This window comes from Nitrosomonas sp. Nm51 (genome assembly GCF_900111165.1).
Lineage (GTDB): Bacteria > Pseudomonadota > Gammaproteobacteria > Burkholderiales > Nitrosomonadaceae > Nitrosomonas.
In genome coordinates, this window is the sequence record NZ_FOGH01000033.1 from 1 (window position 1) to 20495 (window position 20495).

The window sequence follows — 20495 nt, forward strand, 5'->3', positions numbered from 1 at the left end:
GAAAATAAACCAGAAACCTCCAGAAATTCGGCAAAAAATGCCAGTTGACCCATAGCCGTTGCACTGCCACCTTCATCCCAACGTACATGAAATCGGCCACCAGGTGTTGATAAACACAATTCCCGAGTACTCTGATCCATCTCCTGAACCGCTATCTCCACTGCTTTTACAAGCTTGCTTTGCTCAAATTCGATTTCACCCATTGGGTGACTCCTCTCTTTAACCCGAAAGCTCCAACAGTACTACGTTTAAGCCAATTTTTGTAGGTCTAACTGAGGAAAATAGGATAAACGTATCCTGGATAACCGCCAGCAGAATGCTGCGAAAAATTCGCATTGCCATGGGACACCGGGATAGCATATATCGATTACATGAATTGATTGAACTAGACGATGCGTTGATTGGAGGGCGTCATACTGGGGGAAAGCGCGGCCGGGGCGCCGAGGGAAAAACATCGAAACATCACTTCTTTTGCCGGCCCCTGTGTTGCACGCCAATGCTTGACGCGGCGTTGCAGGGTTCTGAGGTGTCTCTCAGGGTATTGTCCAGGATACAGGTCTTCAAGATATTCCCACAACGTGGTGCCGGTCAGCCCGGGCTCATTAGCCAGCAATGGAACCAGCGTTGTTTCCCAAACTGCTTCAAAAGGATCGCAACGTGTACGCCAGTTGCGCTGCTTATTCTCCGGCCGCTCGTTTCCTTCAATACGCCGACCACTGCATATGCTGATTCCGGATTTCGCTGCCGAAATTTCCTGCGTATGTCCTGTTTGACGACTTTTCATATAAATAGCTTCCTGTTTCTGTGTGATATGTTTCCCAGGCAAGTCCTTTCTCCTATCCAATAGGTAAGAACTTATTCTGGCGCCCACACTCAACCGGTCAAGATAATTGTCGCCTGACCGGACAGGTTAATTGTCGTCTAACACGGACTTCGACGATAATGGCCGCCTTACCCCGCCGTGCCGCCTCATATCCGCTTCTTGTTCGTCAGGCCAGCGCTTTGCCCTCGGCTTCCTCCAGATTCGCAGTCACCCACGACACCCTTGCCGGGCGAGTAGAGGACTTCCACCTCCAAGTAAGTGCGCCCCGCCGGGCGCGCCAAAAAAAAAACCCCTCAAAAAAAGAGGGGTTCTTGTTTATATATGCTTGGCAGTAACCTACTTTCACATGCGTATGCACACTATCATCGGCGCAACTTCGTTTCACGATTCTGTTCGGGATGGGAAGATGTGGTTCCAAAGTGCTATGGCCACCAAGCGAAACTGTATATTCGCTTACTTAATTATTTTAATTTGAAAAGTATCAGTTAGATTATTCTTTTTTGCAAATTTTAAATTCGATTTACAAAAGCTTTAAAATTATAGGATCAAGCCTCACGGTCAATTAGTATCGGTTAGCTTAACGTATTACTACGCTTCCACATCCGACCTATCAACGTTGTAGTCTTCAACGAACCTTTAGGAGGATTATATCCTCGGGAAGTCTTATCTTGTGGGGAGTTTCCCGCTTAGATGCTTTCAGCGGTTATCTCTTCCGCACTTAGCTACCCGGCAATACGACTGGCGTCATAACCGGTACACCAGAGGTGCGTCCACTCCGGTCCTCTCGTACTAGGAGCAGGTCCACTCAAACTTCCAACGCCCACGGCAGATAGGGACCAAACTGTCTCACGACGTTTTAAACCCAGCTCACGTACCACTTTAAATGGCGAACAGCCATACCCTTGGGACCGGCTACAGCCCCAGGATGTGATGAGCCGACATCGAGGTGCCAAACTCCCCCGTCGATATGAACTCTTGGGAGGAATCAGCCTGTTATCCCCGGCGTACCTTTTATCCGTTGAGCGATGGCCCTTCCATACAGAACCACCGGATCACTATGACCTGCTTTCGCATCTGCTCGACTTGTCAGTCTCGCAGTCAAGCACGCTTTTGCCATTGCACTATCAGCACGATTTCCGACCGTACCTAGCGTACCTTCGTACTCCTCCGTTACACTTTGGGAGGAGACCGCCCCAGTCAAACTGCCTACCATACACGGTCCCCAATCCAGATAATGGATCTAGGTTAGAACCCCAACAACATCAGGGTGGTATTTCAAGGATGGCTCCATGAGTTCTGGCGAACCCACTTCAAAGCCTCCCACCTATCCTACACAAATGTTATCAAAGTCCAATGTAAAGCTACAGTAAAGGTGCACGGGGTCTTTCCGTCTAGCCGCGGGGAGATTGCATCTTCACAAACATTTCAACTTCGCTGAGTCCCAGGAGGAGACAGTGTGGCCATCGTTACGCCATTCGTGCAGGTCGGAACTTACCCGACAAGGAATTTCGCTACCTTAGGACCGTTATAGTTACGGCCGCCGTTTACCGGGGCTTCAATCAAGAGCTTGCACCCCATCATTTAACCTTCCGGCACCGGGCAGGCGTCACACTCTATACGTCCACTTTCGTGTTTGCAGAGTGCTATGTTTTTAATAAACAGTCGCAGCCACCTAGTTATTGCAACCCCGTTCCGCTTCACACGCGAAGTGTTATACGTACAAGGGGCACACCTTCTCCCGAAGTTACGGTGCTATTTTGCCGAGTTCCTTCTCCTGAGTTCTCTCAAGCGCCTTAGAATTCTCATCCCACCCACCTGTGTCGGTTTACGGTACGGTCCTTATTCAACTGAAGCTTAGCGGCTTTTCCTGGAAGCATGGTATGGCTCACTTGGCACTCCGAAGAGTGTTGCGTTATCACGTCTCAACTTAGCCACCCGGATTTGCCTAGGCAGCATGTCTACACGCTTGAACCGGGACTTCCAACACCCGGCTGAGTTAACCTTCTCCGTCCCCACATCGCATTGAATAAAGGTACTGGAATTTTAACCAGTTTCCCATCAGCTACGCATTTCTGCCTCACCTTAGGGGCCGACTCACCCTGCGCCGATGAACGTTGCACAGGAAACCTCGGGTTTTCGGCGAGGGAGCCTTTCACTCCCTTTATCGCTACTCATGTCAGCATTCGCACTTCCGATACCTCCAGCAGCCTTTACAAGCCACCTTCGCAGGCTTACGGAACGCTCTCCTACCATTTACATAAAAAATGTAAATCCCTAGCTTCGGTGCACAGTTTAAGCCCCGTTACATCTTCCGCGCAGGACGACTCGATCAGTGAGCTATTACGCTTTCTTTAAAGGGTGGCTGCTTCTAAGCCAACCTCCTGACTGTCTGTGCCTTCCCACTTCGTTTCCCACTTAACTGTGTCTTGGGGACCTTAGCTGAGGGTCTGGGTTGTTTCCCTTTTGACACCGGACGTTAGCACCCGATGTCTGTCTCCCACGCTTACACTCTTTGGTATTCGGAGTTTGCAATGGTTTGGTAAGTCTCAATGACCCCCTAGCCATAACAGTGCTCTACCCCCAAAGGTGATACGTGAGGCACTACCTAAATAGTTTTCGGAGAGAACCAGCTATTTCCAGATTTGTTTAGCCTTTCACCCCTACCCACAGCTCATCCCCTAATTTTTCAACATTAGTGGGTTCGGACCTCCACGAGGTGTTACCCTCGCTTCATCCTGGCCATGAGTAGATCATCTGGTTTCGGGTCTACACCCAGCAACTATACGCCCTATTAAGACTCGCTTTCGCTGCGCCTCCCCTATTCGGTTAAGCTTGCTACTGAATGTAAGTCGCTGACCCATTATACAAAAGGTACGCAGTTACCCGGCATACAAAGTATGCCAGGCTCCCACTGTTTGTATGCATGCGGTTTCAGGATCTATTTCACTCCCCTTCCGGGGTTCTTTTCACCTTTCCCTCACGGTACTTGTTCACTATCGGTCGATTACGAGTATTTAGCCTTGGAGGATGGTCCCCCCATCTTCAGACAGGATTCCACGTGTCCCGCCCTACTTTTCTCAATCCTAGTTCCACATTTAAACTTTCATCTACAGGACTATCACCTACTATGGTTTAACTTTCCAGGAAATTCGACTAGTTTAAACGCTAAATATTGATGGCTCCTCCCATTTCGCTCGCCACTACTCTGGGAATCTCGGTTGATTTCTTTTCCTCTGGTTACTTAGATGTTTCAGTTCACCAGGTTCGCCGCACTTAACCTATATATTCAGTTAAGGCTGATCCTTGCTTAATCAATTCTTAAATAAAAACCGATTAAGCAAGGATCGGGTTTCCCCATTCGGACATCTCCGGATCACAGCTTGTTTGCCAGCTCCCCGAAGCTTTTCGCAGGCTTCCACGTCCTTCATCGCCTGTAATCGCCAAGGCATCCACCACATGCACTTATTCACTTGATCCTATAACTTTAAAACTTTCATAAAATGTATTAAAAATAATACTGAAGTCAAATTTTCAGTTATAGCTGATGCAATATTGGAATTCTAATTTGCAATATTATTGATACAATCTAACCCTTATTCATTTAGTATTTACAATATACTGCCTAGATATTTTTCTTAGCTGTAAAAAAACCAGCCATTAAGAAAATAAATAAACATTTAACTCATTGTAACCAAATAAATAATACTACTTTTCAAATTTTTAAAGAACAATACTCCAAGACAGAAATCATTGTCACCATCTAGACCAACTCTAGAACCGAAACAAACCATCCTAACACCTCAACAGCATGAAAGCATTTGGTGGAGGTGAACGGGATCGAACCGATGACCCCCTGCTTGCAAAGCAGGTGCTCTCCCAGCTGAGCTACACCCCCATTTTGTTGGTGGGTCTGGGTGGACTTGAACCACCGACCCCACGCTTATCAAGCGTGTGCTCTAACCAACTGAGCTACAGACCCTTCTGAGTCTAAGCGCCATCTTTAATCGAGTTACTAGTTAGGTTCTGATTACCGGTTCTTAGCTCTGTCTAATATTAACAATCGATAGGTTGTGAGCACTCAACTTGCTTTACTCTAGAAAGGAGGTGATCCAGCCGCAGGTTCCCCTACGGCTACCTTGTTACGACTTCACCCCAGTCATGAATCTCACCGTGGCAAACGCCCTCCTTGCGGTTAGACTATCTGCTTCTGGTGAAACCCACTCCCATGGTGTGACGGGCGGTGTGTACAAGACCCGGGAACGTATTCACCGCGACATGCTGATCCGCGATTACTAGCGATTCCGACTTCACGGAGTCGAGTTGCAGACTCCGATCCGGACTACGACGCGCTTTCTGAGATTAGCTCCCCCTTGCGGGTTGGCAACCCTCTGTACGCGCCATTGTATTACGTGTGAAGCCCTACCCATAAGGGCCATGAGGACTTGACGTCATCCCCACCTTCCTCCGGTTTGTCACCGGCAGTCTCATTAAAGTGCCCAACTAAATGATGGCAATTAATGACAAGGGTTGCGCTCGTTGCGGGACTTAACCCAACATCTCACGACACGAGCTGACGACAGCCATGCAGCACCTGTGTTAGCGTTCCCGAAGGCACTAATCTATCTCTAGAAAATTCGCTACATGTCAAGGGTAGGTAAGGTTTTTCGCGTTGCATCGAATTAATCCACATAATCCACCGCTTGTGCGGGTCCCCGTCAATTCCTTTGAGTTTTAATCTTGCGACCGTACTCCCCAGGCGGTCAACTTCACGCGTTAGCTACGTTACTAAGCCTAGTAAGGCCCAACAACTAGTTGACATCGTTTAGGGCGTGGACTACCAGGGTATCTAATCCTGTTTGCTCCCCACGCTTTCGTGCATGAGCGTCAGTGTTAACCCAGGGAGCTGCCTTCGCCATCGATGTTCTTCCATATCTCTACGCATTTCACTGCTACACATGGAATTCCACTCCCCTCTGTTACACTCTAGCTTTGTAGTTTCAAACGCAATTCCCAGGTTAAGCCCGGGGATTTCACATCTGACTTACAAAGCCGCCTGCGCACCCTTTACGCCCAGTAATTCCGATTAACGCTTGCACCCTACGTATTACCGCGGCTGCTGGCACGTAGTTAGCCGGTGCTTCTTCTGTCGATACCGTCATGAATTGCGATTATTCATCACAATCTTTTCTTCTCGACTGAAAGAGCTTTACAACCCGAAGGCCTTCTTCACTCACGCGGCATTGCTGGATCAGGCTTGCGCCCATTGTCCAAAATTCCCCACTGCTGCCTCCCGTAGGAGTCTGGGCCGTGTCTCAGTCCCAGTGTGGCTGGTCGTCCTCTCAGACCAACTACTGATCGTAGCCTTGGTAGGCTTTTACCCCACCAACTAGCTAATCAGGCATCGGCCGCTCCAGAAGCGCAAGGTCTTACGATCCCCTGCTTTTCTCCTCGGAGAATATGCGGTATTAGCACATCTTTCGATGCGTTATCCCCCACTCCTGGACACGTTCCGATGCATTACTCACCCGTCCGCCACTCGCCACCAGGTGCAAGCACCCGTGCTGCCGTTCGACTTGCATGTGTAAAGCATGCCGCCAGCGTTCAATCTGAGCCAGGATCAAACTCTTCAGTTCAATTCTGCTAAAACTTCGCTTGACGTTTATGTGCTTGCGGCAAACCTCAAATTAATGAACACTTGCCGCAATGTAATTTCATCTTGCGGAGTACTTATTACTTGTTTCAGTTTTTCCGACAAAACAATATGTTTGTCGCTTTGCCGGAAAAAATACTTTTCTAATTCAAGCCAAGTACTCACACCTATCGATTGTTGTTTTTTAAAGAGCATGCGGCAAGTTAAATACTTGCCATTGCTGCCTAACGTCTTTTCACGTCAGCAGCGAAGAAGCGAGATTATACATGAGTCACAAAATTGGTCAACACCTTTTCTCTGAAATACTACACACAACAAACACAACTTCACTACTTACTCGCAATATTTTCATACTTAACAGACAAGAAAATATAATATACAACATCATACCGCATACAATTTATCTACTACAATCTCTCTTCTTCTGAAAACACGCAATCACCAAAAACCGATCATCTTATCCAATGCCTCCGAACATGATTAGAGTCTTGAATAATATGCGCCGAACCCTTTGGCGGCATTTTATTTATTAATATTCTTCGCAATGGCAGCGAAAACTCATTATCACTATATAGTGAGCCTCATTGTTTCAATTAAATTTTCACGACAAAAAATAGCGGCATAAACAATCACAATCGGCTGATCGAAGCCGCCTTTCCTATTGTTGAAAATTCTGCCATGTTTAACTCTATCCAGCATCGGCGATCATCATCTATAAGCACAATTTCTTTTGCATCTACAATCGTCAAATACTGCATACTACGTATTGGAACAAACAAGATGTGCATTCTTGTTACGCACAAGCAATGTAATAGCAATAGTCGGATACAGGTAGTTGGTAGCGACTGCTGACGAGATTCTCACGACTTGTTTGATCTCATCTTTGTGATGACAGGTTATTTCTACAACGGTCACCAAGTACAAAATGCTATTTTCACCAGAATGCAATAAAATCCACACGCAAGCTACCTTACCATTAATTTCAACATACTTAAACCGAGTATCGGGAAATTCCGTGCAGCACAATTTGAGACTTATCTATAAATCCATAGAATTCAAAATATAATCATCACGATGACCATTCACAAAAATCTGATAAATGGCTTTCTTACAAAACTGGGACCCGGGCTGTTGTATGCAGGCGCGGCCATCGGCGTTTCACATTTGGTGCAATCAACACGTGCCGGCAGCATGTTCGGGTTTGATCTGCTGATTGCCATCGTTATTGTTCATGCAATTAAATATCCATTTTTTGAATTTGGTCCCCGTTACACCGCCGCCACTGGCAAAAATATTTTGCACGGCTATCAAAAACTGGGAAGCTGGGCGGTGTGGGTATATCTGTTGATGACGGTTGCAACCATGTTCATCGTTCAGGCGGCGGTTACGGTTGTTACCGCAGGGTTGTTTACGCACATTTTCGGACTTGAGGAACTGGGCGGACACACGCCTCAATTGGTCGCCGCAATTATCAGCAGCCTGATACTGATCCTATGCTTTATCTTACTGGCCAGCGGACGCTATGTATTACTGGACAGACTAATCAAAATTATCATACTGATACTGTCAATAACATCCATTACCGCCGTTGTCGCACTGTTATTTGATAATCCAGGGCACTATTCAAATGGTGTTACGCATTTCGCTATGACAGACGCCGCACACCTGCTGTTCCTGGCCGCATTTCTTGGCTGGATGCCGGCACCTGTTGAAATTTCTGTTTGGCATTCTGTCTGGTCGGAAAGCAAAAATGAAAATGAAGGCAAGGTAACCGGCATGAAAGAGGCGCTTTTCGACTTTCGTGTGGGATTTATCGGAACCGCATTTTTGGCGATGTGTTTTCTGACACTTGGCGCACTGGTCATGTACGGAAGCGGTGTTGAGTTTGCACCCGGCGGCGCGGCTTTTGCAGAGCAATTGCTGGATATGTACAAACAGGCACTGGGCGATTGGACCTACCCGATAGTCGCAATTGCCGCATTAACCACCATGTTCAGCACCACACTGACGTTGCTCGACGCATTTCCGCGCACCATCAGCATGTCACTGGAACTCATATCGCCACACAGATTCCAGCACCGTAAGAACAAATCCATTTATATCATCTGGCTGTTGATTACCATTGCCGGAACCCTTTTCCTGCTGTTCTTTTTTATGCCGTCGATGAGCGACATGGTCAAAGCAGCGACGGTTATTGCATTCGTGGCCGCGCCTGTTTTGGCGGCACTCAACACACTGGCAATGTTCGACAAGTCGATTCCAGAACCGTACCGGCCTGGAAAACTGATGCTGGCCTGGTGCATAACGGGACTGACAGCGTTGCTCGGTTGCTCCATAGGTTATTTATGGCTCATGTAATGGCCTTGTCATCATTTCAACAAATTGCACATAGCACATGATGACACCCCTAGAACACGTTGACTACCAATAATAATTTGAAAACCATACTCACCCTGCTGCCTTATTTGTGGGAATTCAAAACGCGGGTCGTTCTTGCCTTAAGCCTGTTGGTACTGGCAAAACTGGCCAATGTTTCAGTGCCTCTGGTGTTAAAGGAAATTGTCGACACTTTGAATCAGCCTCAAGCCATGTTAACGCTGCCGGTTTTTTTATTGCTTGGATACGGTCTGCTACGCCTGGGCAACACACTGTTCGGTGAATTACGCGACGCTGTATTCGCCAAAGTCACGCAACGGGCCATCCGGCGCATTGCCAACAAGGTGTTTACACACCTGCACGCACTATCCTTGCGCTTTCATCTTGAACGGCAGACAGGCGGCGTATCCCGTGACATCGAGCGCGGCACACGCGGTATCTCGTTCTTGCTGAATTTCATGTTGTTCAATATCCTGCCCACGATACTGGAAATCGCACTGGTTATAGCGATTCTCATCAGCCAGTATGACATCGCATTCGCTGCGATTATCTTGATCACGCTGCTAGCGTATATCACCTTGACGCTGGTCGTCACCGAATGGCGCATGATTTTCCGCCGCACCATGAATATCATGGATTCAAAAGCCAACACCCAGGCCATCGACAGCCTACTGAATTATGAAACCGTCAAATACTTCGGCAACGAGTCATGGGAAAGCAAACGCTACGATGAACATCTGCAGACATGGGAAAAAGCCGCCATCCGCAACCAGACTTCACTGGCGGCGCTTAATTCGGGTCAAAGCGCAATTATCGCCGTCGGCATCACCATACTGATGTTCCTTGCAGCCGATCATGTCATCCGCGGCACCATGACCATTGGCGATCTGGTGCTCGTCAATACGTATCTGTTGCAATTGTATATGCCGCTGCATTTTCTGGGATTTGTTTATCGGGAAATCAAACACGCGCTCGCCGATATGGAACACATGTTTTCTCTGCTTGATGAAAACCGGGAAATCCGGGACAAGTCCAATGCCCAGAAACTGGACGCGCACAATCCCGCTATACACTTTAACCATGTCAATTTTGGCTATGACACCAACCGCCAGATATTGTTTGACGTCAGCTTTGAAATCCGCCCCGGTCAGACTGTCGCTGTTGTCGGGCACAGCGGATCGGGGAAATCCACGCTCGCGCGCCTGCTGTTTCGATTCTACGACGTCCAGTCAGGATCCATTCGCATCAACAGTCAGGATATCCGCGATGTCACGCAACAAAGCCTGCGTGCCGCCATGGGCATTGTCCCACAAGATACCGTGCTGTTTAACGACAGCATTTATTACAACATCGCCTATGGCCGCCCCGACGCTTCTCCGGATGAAATTTACGCAGCAGCCAAATCGGCGCATATTCATGATTTTATCGTCAGCCTGCCGGATCAATACGGCACGATTGTCGGTGAACGCGGTTTAAAGCTCTCGGGCGGCGAGAAACAACGCGTCGCCATCGCGCGCACCATTCTGAAAAATCCAGCCATTCTGGTTTTCGATGAAGCCACTTCGGCGCTGGATTCCAATTCCGAAAAACAGATTCAGGCAGAGCTCAAGCGCATCGCCGAAAACCGCACTACATTGATTATTGCGCACCGCCTTTCCACTGTTGCTGACGCAGACCAGATCCTGGTGATGGAAAACGGCCGCATTATTGAGCACGGCAAACACGGACAATTAATGGCCGCCAATCAGACCTACGCCCGCATGTGGGCACTGCAGCAACGCAAACATGCCATAAGCGCCGGCACCGACGCCGATCAGCATGCATTATCCATGTCATCTGCAAACAAACCATGAATCAGGCTATATAAATCTTTGACTCCACCCACTCACGCAACGCCACATAATCCACCTTTCCTGTAGCCAGCAACGGTACTTCGTCTATCGTCAATATGGTTTTCGGAATGCTCAATTCGCGGATACCTCGCTGTTGCGCGTAACTGATGAGCATCTCACGCTGCGCTTCCATATATGTTGTCACCAGCACGATCTGCTCGCCTTTTTTTGGATCCGGTAAATGCACAGCCGCATGACTATCGTTTGGCCAGAGCTCATTAATATAGTCTTCCACCGCCGTTAGCGACACCATTTCACCGCCGACTTTGGCGAATCGTTTGACGCGCCCCTTTATGGTCAGATAACCCATTTCATCAACCGATACAATATCGCCGGTGTCATACCAGTCATCCTCCGGCGGTTGCAGCACGCCCGGCCGTTCTGGCAGATAGTATCCTTTCATGATATTGGGGCCTGAAACCAACAGCTTGCCGCCATCGTGAATACCGGCAACAGGTTCCAGCCGATAATTCATACCTGGCAACAGCCTGCCGACACTTCCGGGTTTGCTATGCATCGGTGTATTCAGGCTCAACACCGGTGCAGTTTCGGTTGCGCCATAGCCTTCAAAAATGGGCGCGCCGAATTTATCCGCCCAGTGCCCGCGATTCTCCTCACGCAATTTTTCCGCGCCGGCAAACACATAGCGCACACTCTGAAAATCGCTGTCACGTGCAAAACGTGCATAACCTGAAAGAAATGTATCCGTTCCGAACATTAACGTCGCACTGGTATCGCATACAAGCTCAGGAATGACACGGTAATGCAGTGGAGACGGATAAAGGAATGTACGGACACCCGACAATACCGGCAAACAGGTCCCCGCCGTCAAGCCGAATGAATGGAAAATCGGCAAGGCATTGAAGGCAATATCGCTCGGACCAAAATCGATACGCGACGCCACCTGGTAGCAGTTGGCCAGAATATTCTTATGGCTGAGCACGACACCTTTGGGTACCGCCTCCGAACCCGACGTAAACAAAATAACCGCAGCCGCATCGGCATTGGGAGACTTGCGCATAAACCGGCAAGAAAAACGCGGCATCAGATTTGCAAACCATCCTCTGATCTTGTCGAAAACGGAAATTCGGTTCGCCAGTTCCTCCAGATAAACGATGTTTATCTGCCGGGATTCAAGGTTTTTTACCAAATGCCCCAGTTTGGCCACATGGATGAAGCGCTTGGACGTAATCACCGTATGCACAGCCGCAGTTTTGCAGGCCGAAAACAGATTACTTTCACTGGTCGAATAATTCAACATCGCCGGAACGCGCTCATACGCCAGCAGACCAAAAAAACACAGCAACGTACTGACCATATTTGGCAATAAAATACCGATGGGTTCATGTTTGTTTACCAGCTTTTTTAACACGGCGCCCAATATAAAACTGCGCAAAGCCAACTGCGCGTATGTAACCGGTTTGCGTTCGATGTCTTCCGCAATAAGATGACCGTTGCCATATATCGACCGTGCATCGAGCAACGCCTGAAACATGGTCTGATTCAAGTTATGACTTTGAAACATCATATCGGACATGACATCGTACAACCTGATTCCGGCCATTTTCCGTCTTTTTTTACCGCGAAGTCCGGACGGCAGGTCAAACTGTACCTGGGGCATCACGGTCAGGGTAATTTTTGGAAACAATTGTATCCGAACCTTGCCGTACAACTTGGAAAATGGCGTGTATTGCGCGCCGGAGATCATAATCGGCATTATCGTTGCCGCGGCTTTATCGGCGATCAGCGCGAGCCCTTCATAGACTTCCATCAATGAACCGGTCACAGTCAACCGCCCTTCCGGAAAAATGACAATACTGTGCCCTTTCTTCACCCGGTCGATCAGCAACCGCATCGACATCGGATTTGACATATCCAGCGTAATGGTATCGGCCGGAAACAAAAACGGACGCAGCCACCGGCGTCTGGCGGCATGCGTACTATTTGTGACGAAACTGACATGATCAGGAACAATCGCCGCGATTAGCGCCGCATCGAGATACGACAGATGATTGGCAATAATCATCGTGTTTTTACTGATATGACGCAGACTTTCCGCGCGCTTGACTTCGAGCTGGTAACAAAGATGAAAAACCCAGCGCAGCATTGACTTGACCGGCGCTGCCGGCAGCAACGTCACAATATACACAGCCACTACGGCATTGATGACGGCAATGACCAGGAACACTTCAGCGACTGAAAAATCATTCGCCAGCAACACGCTGATTCCGGCCGCGGAAAACACCATAAATAACGCGTTCAAAATGTTATTCGCGGCAAACACGCGTGACATATGCGATTTTTCGGCGCGCTCCTGGATAATCGCATAAAGCGGTACGATATATATACCGCCACATACGGCAATACCCAGCAAATCAACCAGAATGCGCCAGTGCATCAACGACTCCAGAAAAACGGCCGCCCCGATTAAAACCTCCGTATCGCTTCGCACCAGCTGATGGCTGGTCCAGTACATATCCACGGTAAAAACCGTCATGCCCAGAATCCCCAGCGGTACGTAGGTTGCAGCCACTTCACTTTTTAAAAGCCGATTACACAGCAGCGAACCAATGGCGATCCCGATGGTAAACGTCGCCAGAAACAGCGTAACAACCTGCGCATTGCCGCCGACCACCGCTTTGGCAAAAGTCGGAAACTGCGACAAAAAACTTGCGCCAAACAACCAGAACCACGAAATACCGAGAATACAGCGGAAAATAACAGGATGCTGGCGGACATGCCGAATAATGGCAAGTGTTTCACGCACAACGTTATATTGAATAATCAGTGTCGCGTCCGCAGGCCGGACGGGGGGTATCAACAGACTGCTGACCAGGCCCAGAACCGCAGCCACAATTACGGCCACCGAAATCATCAGCACGCCGTTTTCCGTCATTATCAGCAATCCGCCGCAGATCGTACCCAACAGAATGGCGATAAACGTGCTGCTGTCGATCAGCGCGTTGCCGCCAATCAATTCATTTTCCTGCAACTGGTCGGGTAAAATGCTGTATTTGAGCGGACCGAAAAAGGCAGACTGTGTTCCCATCAAGAACAGAATCAACATCAGCAGCCAGGTCTGCTGCAGATAAAACCCCATTGCGGCACCCAGCATCAGCACAATCTCTATGAATTTGATGATGCGTACCAGACGCGCCTTGTCATATTTGTCCGCAAGCTGTCCGGCGATGGCCGAAAACAGAAAAAACGGCAGAATAAAGACACCGGCGGCCAGCGTGATCATAACCGGCGGGCTGAACAATGACTGTTCGATCACAGTATAGGTGATCAGAATGATCAACGCATTCTTGAAAATGTTGTCGTTAAACGCACCCAGAAACTGGGAAATAAACAACGGCAGAAAACGCCGGGTTTTCAGCAGATGCCATTGATCGGAATGCATCGGAATCCTCCACAAACAACTTCAGTCAATCACGCAGGCAAGCATAGCGCATTGTACTGACAGCTGCGTTCAAAAACATCTTTCAACCGTCTGTTTTCAGCCTTGACTGGCAACCGGTTTCTGGCTGTCAAGTTGACCGGCAAACGCATGGCCAGGCTGAGTTAAACAGTCCGGTCATGCATGCGCAAAGAAAAGTTTTACAAAACGATTTCGAATTGTATATACTAGCCATTACGTATTTTTTATACCAAGATACAATATATTGTGGTTCACAGCATTACCGAAGGTTTTTAGAATTTGCCTGACATTGCCTTGATAATGCGTTGGAATCAGAACGGTTTATCTCATATCAACACAATCAGGGAGAATCGAAAACAATGCAGTTCGTCTCAGAAACCGCTAGTCAGCAACCCGTATCCTCAACCCATGTCATCACAGATATTCATGCCGATCAGCAACGCTATTCACAATACAAGATTATTCGCCGTAACGGCGCGGTTGTCGCATTTGAACCGGTAAAAATTTCCGTCGCCATGACCAAGGCGTTCATCGCCGTGGATGGCGGCCAAGGCGCTGCATCGGTGCGTGTACGCGAACTTGTCACGCGCCTGACCCAGGATGTTGTCAACGCCCTGCTGCGCCGCAAACCCGAAAGCGGCACTTTTCATATTGAGGACATTCAGGATCAGGTTGAACTTGCGCTGATGCGCTCCGGCGAGCATGATGTCGCACGCGCATACGTACTGTACCGTGAAGAACGCGCCCGTGAACGCGCCCGCCTGAAAGAAAAAAATGCCGCCAAGGCGCAACAGGAAACACTATACGTAACCGACAAAGGACACAAGATACCGCTGGATCTGGACCGGTTGACTGTATTGATCGAGTCTTCCTGCGCCGGCCTGGGCGACGCGGTAAATCCCGGCCTGATTCTCAAAGCCACTTTGCGCGAACTGTATGACGGCGTCACCCTCGGGGAAGTCAGGAAATCCGCAATCATGTCGGCGCGCGTTCTGATTGAGAAGGAACCCGCCTACGGTTATGTGACGGCGCGCCTGCTGCTCAATAATATTCGCGCTGAAGTTCTCGGCGAAGAAGTGTCCCACGAGGCCATGCAGTCGCAATACGCCGAATATTTTCCATCCTTTATCAAACAAGGCATCGATGCCGGCCTGCTTGACGAACGCCTGGCCCAGTTCGATATGGCGAAGCTCTCCGATGCGCTGCAGGCCGACCGCGACCTGCAGTTCGACTATCTCGGGTTGCAAACACTGTACGACCGCTACTTCCTGCATATCCGCGAAAAACGCATCGAACTGCCGCAGTTTTTTTTCATGCGGGTCGCCATGGGCCTGGCACTCAATGAAATCGACCGTGAAACGCGTGCCATCGAGTTTTATCATGTACTGTCCAGCTTTGATTTCATGAGTTCGACGCCAACGCTGTTCAATTCCGGAACCTGCCGCTCGCAACTGTCTTCGTGCTATCTGACCACCGTATCCGACGACCTGGACGGCATTTACGAAGCGATCAAGGAAAACGCCCTGCTGGCCAAATACGCAGGCGGCCTCGGTAACGACTGGACCGCGGTGCGCGCCATGGGCGCACGCATCAAGGGTACCAACGGCAAATCACAGGGTGTCGTGCCATTCCTCAAAGTGGTGTCGGATACCGCTGTCGCCGTCAACCAGGGTGGCAAGCGCAAAGGCGCGGTATGCGCCTATCTGGAATGCTGGCATCTGGACATCGAAGAATTCCTCGAATTGCGCAAAAACACCGGCGACGACCGCCGCCGCACGCACGATATGAATACCGCCACCTGGATTCCGGATCTGTTCATGAAACGCGTCATGGAAGGCGGCGACTGGACATTGTTCTCACCTTCGGACGTGCCCGACCTGCATGAGAAATTCGGTCGCGCATTCGAACAAGCCTATCTGACGTATGAAGAAAAAACAGAACGCGGCGAACTGGAATTATTCAAAAAAATTCCGGCCGTGCAGCTCTGGCGCAAAATGCTCAGCATGCTGTTTGAAACCGGCCACCCGTGGATCACCTTCAAGGATCCGTGCAATATCCGCTCACCGCAGAATCATGCCGGCGTGGTACACAGCTCGAATTTGTGCACGGAGATCACGCTCAACACCAACGACAGGGAAATTGCCGTTTGCAACCTGGGTTCGGTCAATCTCGTCGCGCACCTGAACAACGGCAAGCTTGATGCAGACAAATTGAAACGCACCATCCGCACCGCGATGCGCATGCTTGACAACGTTATTGACATCAATTTCTACGCCGTGCCCAAAGCCAGAAACGCCAATCTGCACCACCGGCCTGTCGGTCTCGGCATTATGGGTTTTCAGGATTGCCTGCACCGGCTCGGTATTCCGTATGCGTCGGCTGAAGCCGTTGATTTCGCAGACCGCTCGATGGAAATGGTCGCCTATGAAGCTTACCTGGCGTCGAGTGAACTGGCGAAGGAACGCGGGCGCTACAACAGCTACAAAGGCAGCCTGTGGGACAGAGGCGTTCTGCCGCATGAATCGCTGAATCTGCTGGCGGAAGAACGCGGTGGCTACGTCGAAGCGGACATGACCACCACACTGGACTGGGAGGCTCTGCGCAAACAGATCAAAAAACACGGTATGCGCAATTCAAACTGTCTGGCAATCGCTCCGACCGCAACGATTTCCAACATCATCGGCGTATCCGCGAGTATCGAACCGACTTACCAGAATCTGTACGTCAAATCGAACCTGTCCGGCGAATTCACCATCGCCAACAAATCGCTGGTTAATGAACTGAAACAACGCAACCTGTGGGACGAAGTGATGATCGCCGACCTCAAATACTTTGATGGCGCCGTCAGCAAAATCGACCGCATTCCGGACGACATCCGTGCGCAGTATGCCACCGCGTTTGAAATGGACCCGGCCTGGCTCATCGAGGCGGCTGCACGGCGGCAGAAATGGATCGATCAGTCGCAGTCACTCAATATTTACATCGCGGGCGTATCGGGCAAAAAACTCGATGAAACCTACAAACTGGCCTGGCTGCGCGGTTTAAAAACCACCTATTACCTGCGCTCCATGGGCGCGACCGGCGCTGAGAAATCCACCGTTCAATCGGGTTCTCTCAACGCCGTACCCGCACACGGCGGCGTTTCCGCCAGCAGCCTTGAGACGGCGGCTGAAATCAAATACTGCGCGATTGACGACGAAAGCTGCGAATCCTGTCAATAACCGCATACTGAAAACCCAAGCCACCTGAATACTACGGATTTAACTAACGAAGGAGTCAAAACATGCTGACATTTGAAGATGAACCGATCCAGCCCAAGAAACCTGCGATTTCCACGAATCCGGTGAACGCCGCATATGCCGGTTTCACTGAAGACAAAGACGGCGCCGAAACGCTGGAATCGCTTGCACACAAGACTGCCGACGGCATAACAGCGGATGCAGGCGATGCCGGTGAACACCCCGTTGCAGGCAGCGCATTGCGCCGCGTCAAGGTTGAAGACAAGCGCATCATCAACTGCAGCGCCGATGTCAACCAGCTGGTGCCGTTCAAATACAAATGGGCCTGGGACAAATATCTCGCCGCCTGCGCCAACCACTGGATGCCGCAGGAAATCAACATGAGCCGCGATATCGCATTGTGGAAAGACCCCAGCGGCCTGACCGAAGACGAACGCCGCATTGTCAAGCGCAACCTGGGTTTCTTTGTCACCGCCGATTCACTCGCCGCCAATAACATCGTGCTCGGCACCTACCGCCATATCACCAACCCGGAATGCCGCCAGTATCTGCTGCGCCAGGCGTTCGAGGAGGCGATTCATACCCACGCGTATCAGTATATTGTCGAATCGCTGGGCCTGAACGAAGGCGAGATTTTCAATGCGTATCATGAAATCGGATCGATCCGCGACAAGGATGAATTCCTGATCCCGTTCATCGACACACTGACCGACCCGAACTTCAAGACCGGCACCCTGGAAACCGACCAGCAGCTGCTCAAAAGCCTGATCGTGTTTGCCTGCATCATGGAAGGCATGTTCTTCTATGTCGGCTTTACACAGATTCTGGCGCTGGGGCGGCAAAACAAAATGACCGGCTCGGCGGAGCAATACCAGTATATTCTGCGCGATGAATCGATGCACTGCAATTTCGGTATCGACGTCATCAACCAGATCAAAATGGAAAATCCGCAGCTTTGGACCAAGGCGTTCCGCGAAGAAATCCAGGAACTGATCGCCAAGGCCGTCACGCTTGAATACCGTTACGCGGAAGACACCATGCCGCGCGGCGTACTCGGCCTGAACGCGCCGATGTTCAAGGAATATCTGCGTTACATCGCCAACCGCCGCTGCCAGCAGATCGGCCTGGATATACTGTATCCGGAAGCAAACAACCCGTTCCCGTGGATGTCGGAAATGATCGACCTGAAAAAAGAGAAGAATTTCTTTGAGACGCGGGTCATCGAATACCAGACCGGCGGCGCGCTTTCCTGGGATTAACGAAAGCACTGATTTATTGCCTGCGCAAGTGAATTGCTGCGTCGGGCGGTACTTAGAAACGTGTTTATCTAAATGATATGTCTCGTTTCCTGCGTTCCGTCCGCCTTGCACTTTTCTTGCCCGGCTAATAACTCAGGTACTTTCTAGCCTGGATATTGCATCAGTTGCTGGAATTTAAACGCTGAACTGTGTTGAATTGAGCGTGCTCGCGACCACAAGCGCAGTTATTCTGCGACACATGGAGCATGTGCGTTCAATTCAAGACAGAGCAAGTTAAAAACCGGCAAGTGGATCCGTGGTTACAAACTGTATACTTTCGTTAGAATCCATGAAAACCAACAGGCATAATAATGACAGACCAGAACCTAGCGTACAGGTGCAATATCCAGGCTAGCTCGAAAATAGGGTAAACAAACATGAACTACCGCGAAGAGCGTGACGCCATGGGCGTCGTACAGGTGCCAACAACCGCGCTGTGGGGTGCGCAGACGCAGCGTTCGCTGGAGAACTTCAAGATTTCCGGCGAGCAGATGCCGCCGGCGCTGATGCATGCGCTGGCGCAGGTCAAGCGAAGCGCCGCCACCGTCAACCATGAACTCGGCCTGCTCAATGCGGCGACCACTGCGGCGATCATCCAGGCGGCGGATGAAGTCATCGGCGGCCAGCATGACGACGAATTTCCGCTGGTGATCTGGCAGACGGGATCGGGCACGCAGACCAACATGAATATGAACGAAGTGCTCGCCAACCGCGCATCGGAACTGCTCGGTGGCGAACGCGGCATGGCGCGGAAAGTCCATCCGAATGACGACGTCAACAAAGGCCAGTCGTCCAATGACGTATTTCCGACGGCAATGCATGTCTCCGCTGCGCAGGGCATATACCACCGGCTGATACCGGCAATTCGGCTGCTGCGCGATACGCTGGCGCAAAAGGTTGCGGCTTTCTCCGGTATCGTCAAAATCGGCCGAACGCATTTACAGGACGCCACGCCGCTCACGCTCGGGCAGGAGTTTTCCGGCTACGTCGCGCAACTCGATCACGGCCTCAAGCATGTCGAAGCCGCCCTGCCCCATTTGTATGAGCTTGCGCTCGGCGGCACCGCCGTCGGCACCGGACTGAACGCGCATCCCGAATTTGCCGTACGCGTGGCTGCGGAAATCAGCCGTCAGACGCAGCTTCCGTTTGTCACCGCGCCGAACAAGTTTGAAGCGCTGGCCAGCAACGACGCGCTGGTGCATGCGCACGGCGCGCTGAAAACACTAGCCGCATCGATGATGAAAATCGCCAACGATGTCCGCTGGCTCGCGTCCGGTCCGCGCTGCGGCATCGGCGAGCTCAAAATTCCCGAAAACGAACCCGGCAGCTCGATCATGCCCGGCAAAGTCAACCCGACTCAGTCCGAAGCCATGACCATGCTGTGCTGCCAGGTAATGGGTAACGATGTTGCGCTCAACATGGGCGGCGCGCTGGGCAACTTCGAACTCAACGTGATGAAGCCGCTGATCATCCATAATTTCCTGCACAGCGTGCGCCTGCTCGCCGACGGTATCACCAGCTTCAACGGCCACTGCGCCGCCGGTATCGAAGCCAATCACGACCGCATCGATCTGCTGATGCACAACTCGCTGATGCTCGTCACCGCGCTGAATCCGCATATCGGTTACGACAAGGCCGCTGAAATCGCCAAAAAAGCGTACCGCGAGGACACCACGCTCAAAGCCGCCGCAGTCGCCACCGGTTATGTCACCGCCACGCAGTTCGACGCGTGGGTCGACCCGCAGAAAATGGTTGGCAAAACGGATTGAAACAAGTGAATATTAACGATTGACAAA

The 20495-nt window shown here is 50.5% G+C and carries 7 protein-coding genes, 2 tRNA genes, 3 rRNA genes and 2 pseudogenes; 6 read left to right on the forward strand and 8 right to left on the reverse strand.

The genetic code is table 11. From position 1 onward, the window contains the following. Nucleotides 1-203 (reverse strand): annotated as a pseudogene (locus BMY60_RS10655) (transposase); the annotation flags it as partial. Nucleotides 204-286: 83 nt separating this feature from the next. Between BMY60_RS10655 and BMY60_RS10660 the strand changes: the two are divergent. Continuing rightward, nucleotides 287-454 (forward strand): annotated as a pseudogene (locus tag BMY60_RS10660) (IS1595 family transposase); the annotation flags it as partial. Here the strand turns inward: BMY60_RS10660 and BMY60_RS15430 are convergent. From BMY60_RS15430 to BMY60_RS10685, 6 genes are all read right to left on the reverse strand, one after another. Next, the gene (locus BMY60_RS15430) at nt 386-784 is read right to left on the reverse strand and encodes a hypothetical protein (RefSeq protein ID WP_143057426.1); all 399 of its coding nucleotides are present in this window, start codon (nt 782-784) and stop codon (nt 386-388) included. The pseudogene BMY60_RS10660 and the gene BMY60_RS15430 overlap by 69 nt on opposite strands. 362 nt (nt 785-1146) lie before the next feature. Then, a 5S ribosomal RNA gene (gene rrf / locus BMY60_RS10665) occupies nt 1147-1259 on the reverse strand. Between the two features lie 105 nt (nt 1260-1364). Beyond that, nucleotides 1365-4299 (reverse strand): 23S ribosomal RNA (locus BMY60_RS10670). Between the two features lie 343 nt (nt 4300-4642). Next, nucleotides 4643-4718: transfer RNA gene (locus BMY60_RS10675), tRNA-Ala, on the reverse strand. A 7-nt stretch (nt 4719-4725) separates the two neighbouring features. Beyond that, nucleotides 4726-4802 (reverse strand) — tRNA-Ile (locus BMY60_RS10680). A 118-nt stretch (nt 4803-4920) separates the two neighbouring features. Then, nucleotides 4921-6456, reverse strand: a 16S ribosomal RNA gene (locus BMY60_RS10685). Together the 16S, 23S and 5S rRNA genes with 2 tRNA genes alongside form the textbook arrangement of a ribosomal RNA operon. 1091 nt (nt 6457-7547) lie before the next feature. Here BMY60_RS10685 and BMY60_RS10695 point away from each other — a divergent pair. Together BMY60_RS10695 and BMY60_RS10700 are read left to right on the forward strand one after the other, a co-directional pair. Then, nucleotides 7548-8831, forward strand: a complete 1284-nt coding sequence (locus tag BMY60_RS10695) for an NRAMP family divalent metal transporter (protein ID WP_090333536.1) — start codon at nt 7548-7550, stop codon at nt 8829-8831. A 59-nt stretch (nt 8832-8890) separates the two neighbouring features. Continuing rightward, the gene (locus BMY60_RS10700; protein ID WP_090333537.1) at nt 8891-10702 is read left to right on the forward strand and encodes an ABCB family ABC transporter ATP-binding protein/permease; all 1812 of its coding nucleotides are present in this window, start codon (nt 8891-8893) and stop codon (nt 10700-10702) included. Nucleotide 10703: 1 nt separating this feature from the next. Here the strand turns inward: BMY60_RS10700 and BMY60_RS10705 are convergent, their stop codons facing one another. Next, nucleotides 10704-14144 carry an acyl-[ACP]--phospholipid O-acyltransferase gene (locus tag BMY60_RS10705; protein ID WP_090333539.1) on the reverse strand — a complete coding sequence of 1147 codons (3441 nt, stop codon included), beginning with the start codon at nt 14142-14144 and terminating at the stop codon, nt 10704-10706. 377 nt (nt 14145-14521) lie between these two features. On the opposite strand from BMY60_RS10705, the gene BMY60_RS10710 reads away from it, so the two are divergent. From BMY60_RS10710 to fumC, 3 genes are all read left to right on the forward strand, one after another. After that, nucleotides 14522-17383 carry a ribonucleoside-diphosphate reductase subunit alpha gene (locus BMY60_RS10710; protein ID WP_090333540.1) on the forward strand — a complete coding sequence of 954 codons (2862 nt, stop codon included), beginning with the start codon at nt 14522-14524 and terminating at the stop codon, nt 17381-17383. Nucleotides 17384-17445: 62 nt separating this feature from the next. Further along, nucleotides 17446-18660, forward strand: a complete 1215-nt coding sequence (locus BMY60_RS10715; RefSeq protein WP_090333542.1) for a ribonucleotide-diphosphate reductase subunit beta — start codon at nt 17446-17448, stop codon at nt 18658-18660. A gap of 416 nt (nt 18661-19076) precedes the next feature. Beyond that, a complete protein-coding gene (gene fumC / locus BMY60_RS10720) occupies nt 19077-20468 on the forward strand; it encodes a class II fumarate hydratase (RefSeq protein WP_090333544.1) in 1392 nt (463 codons plus the stop codon). Nucleotides 20469-20495 lie beyond the last annotated feature (27 nt).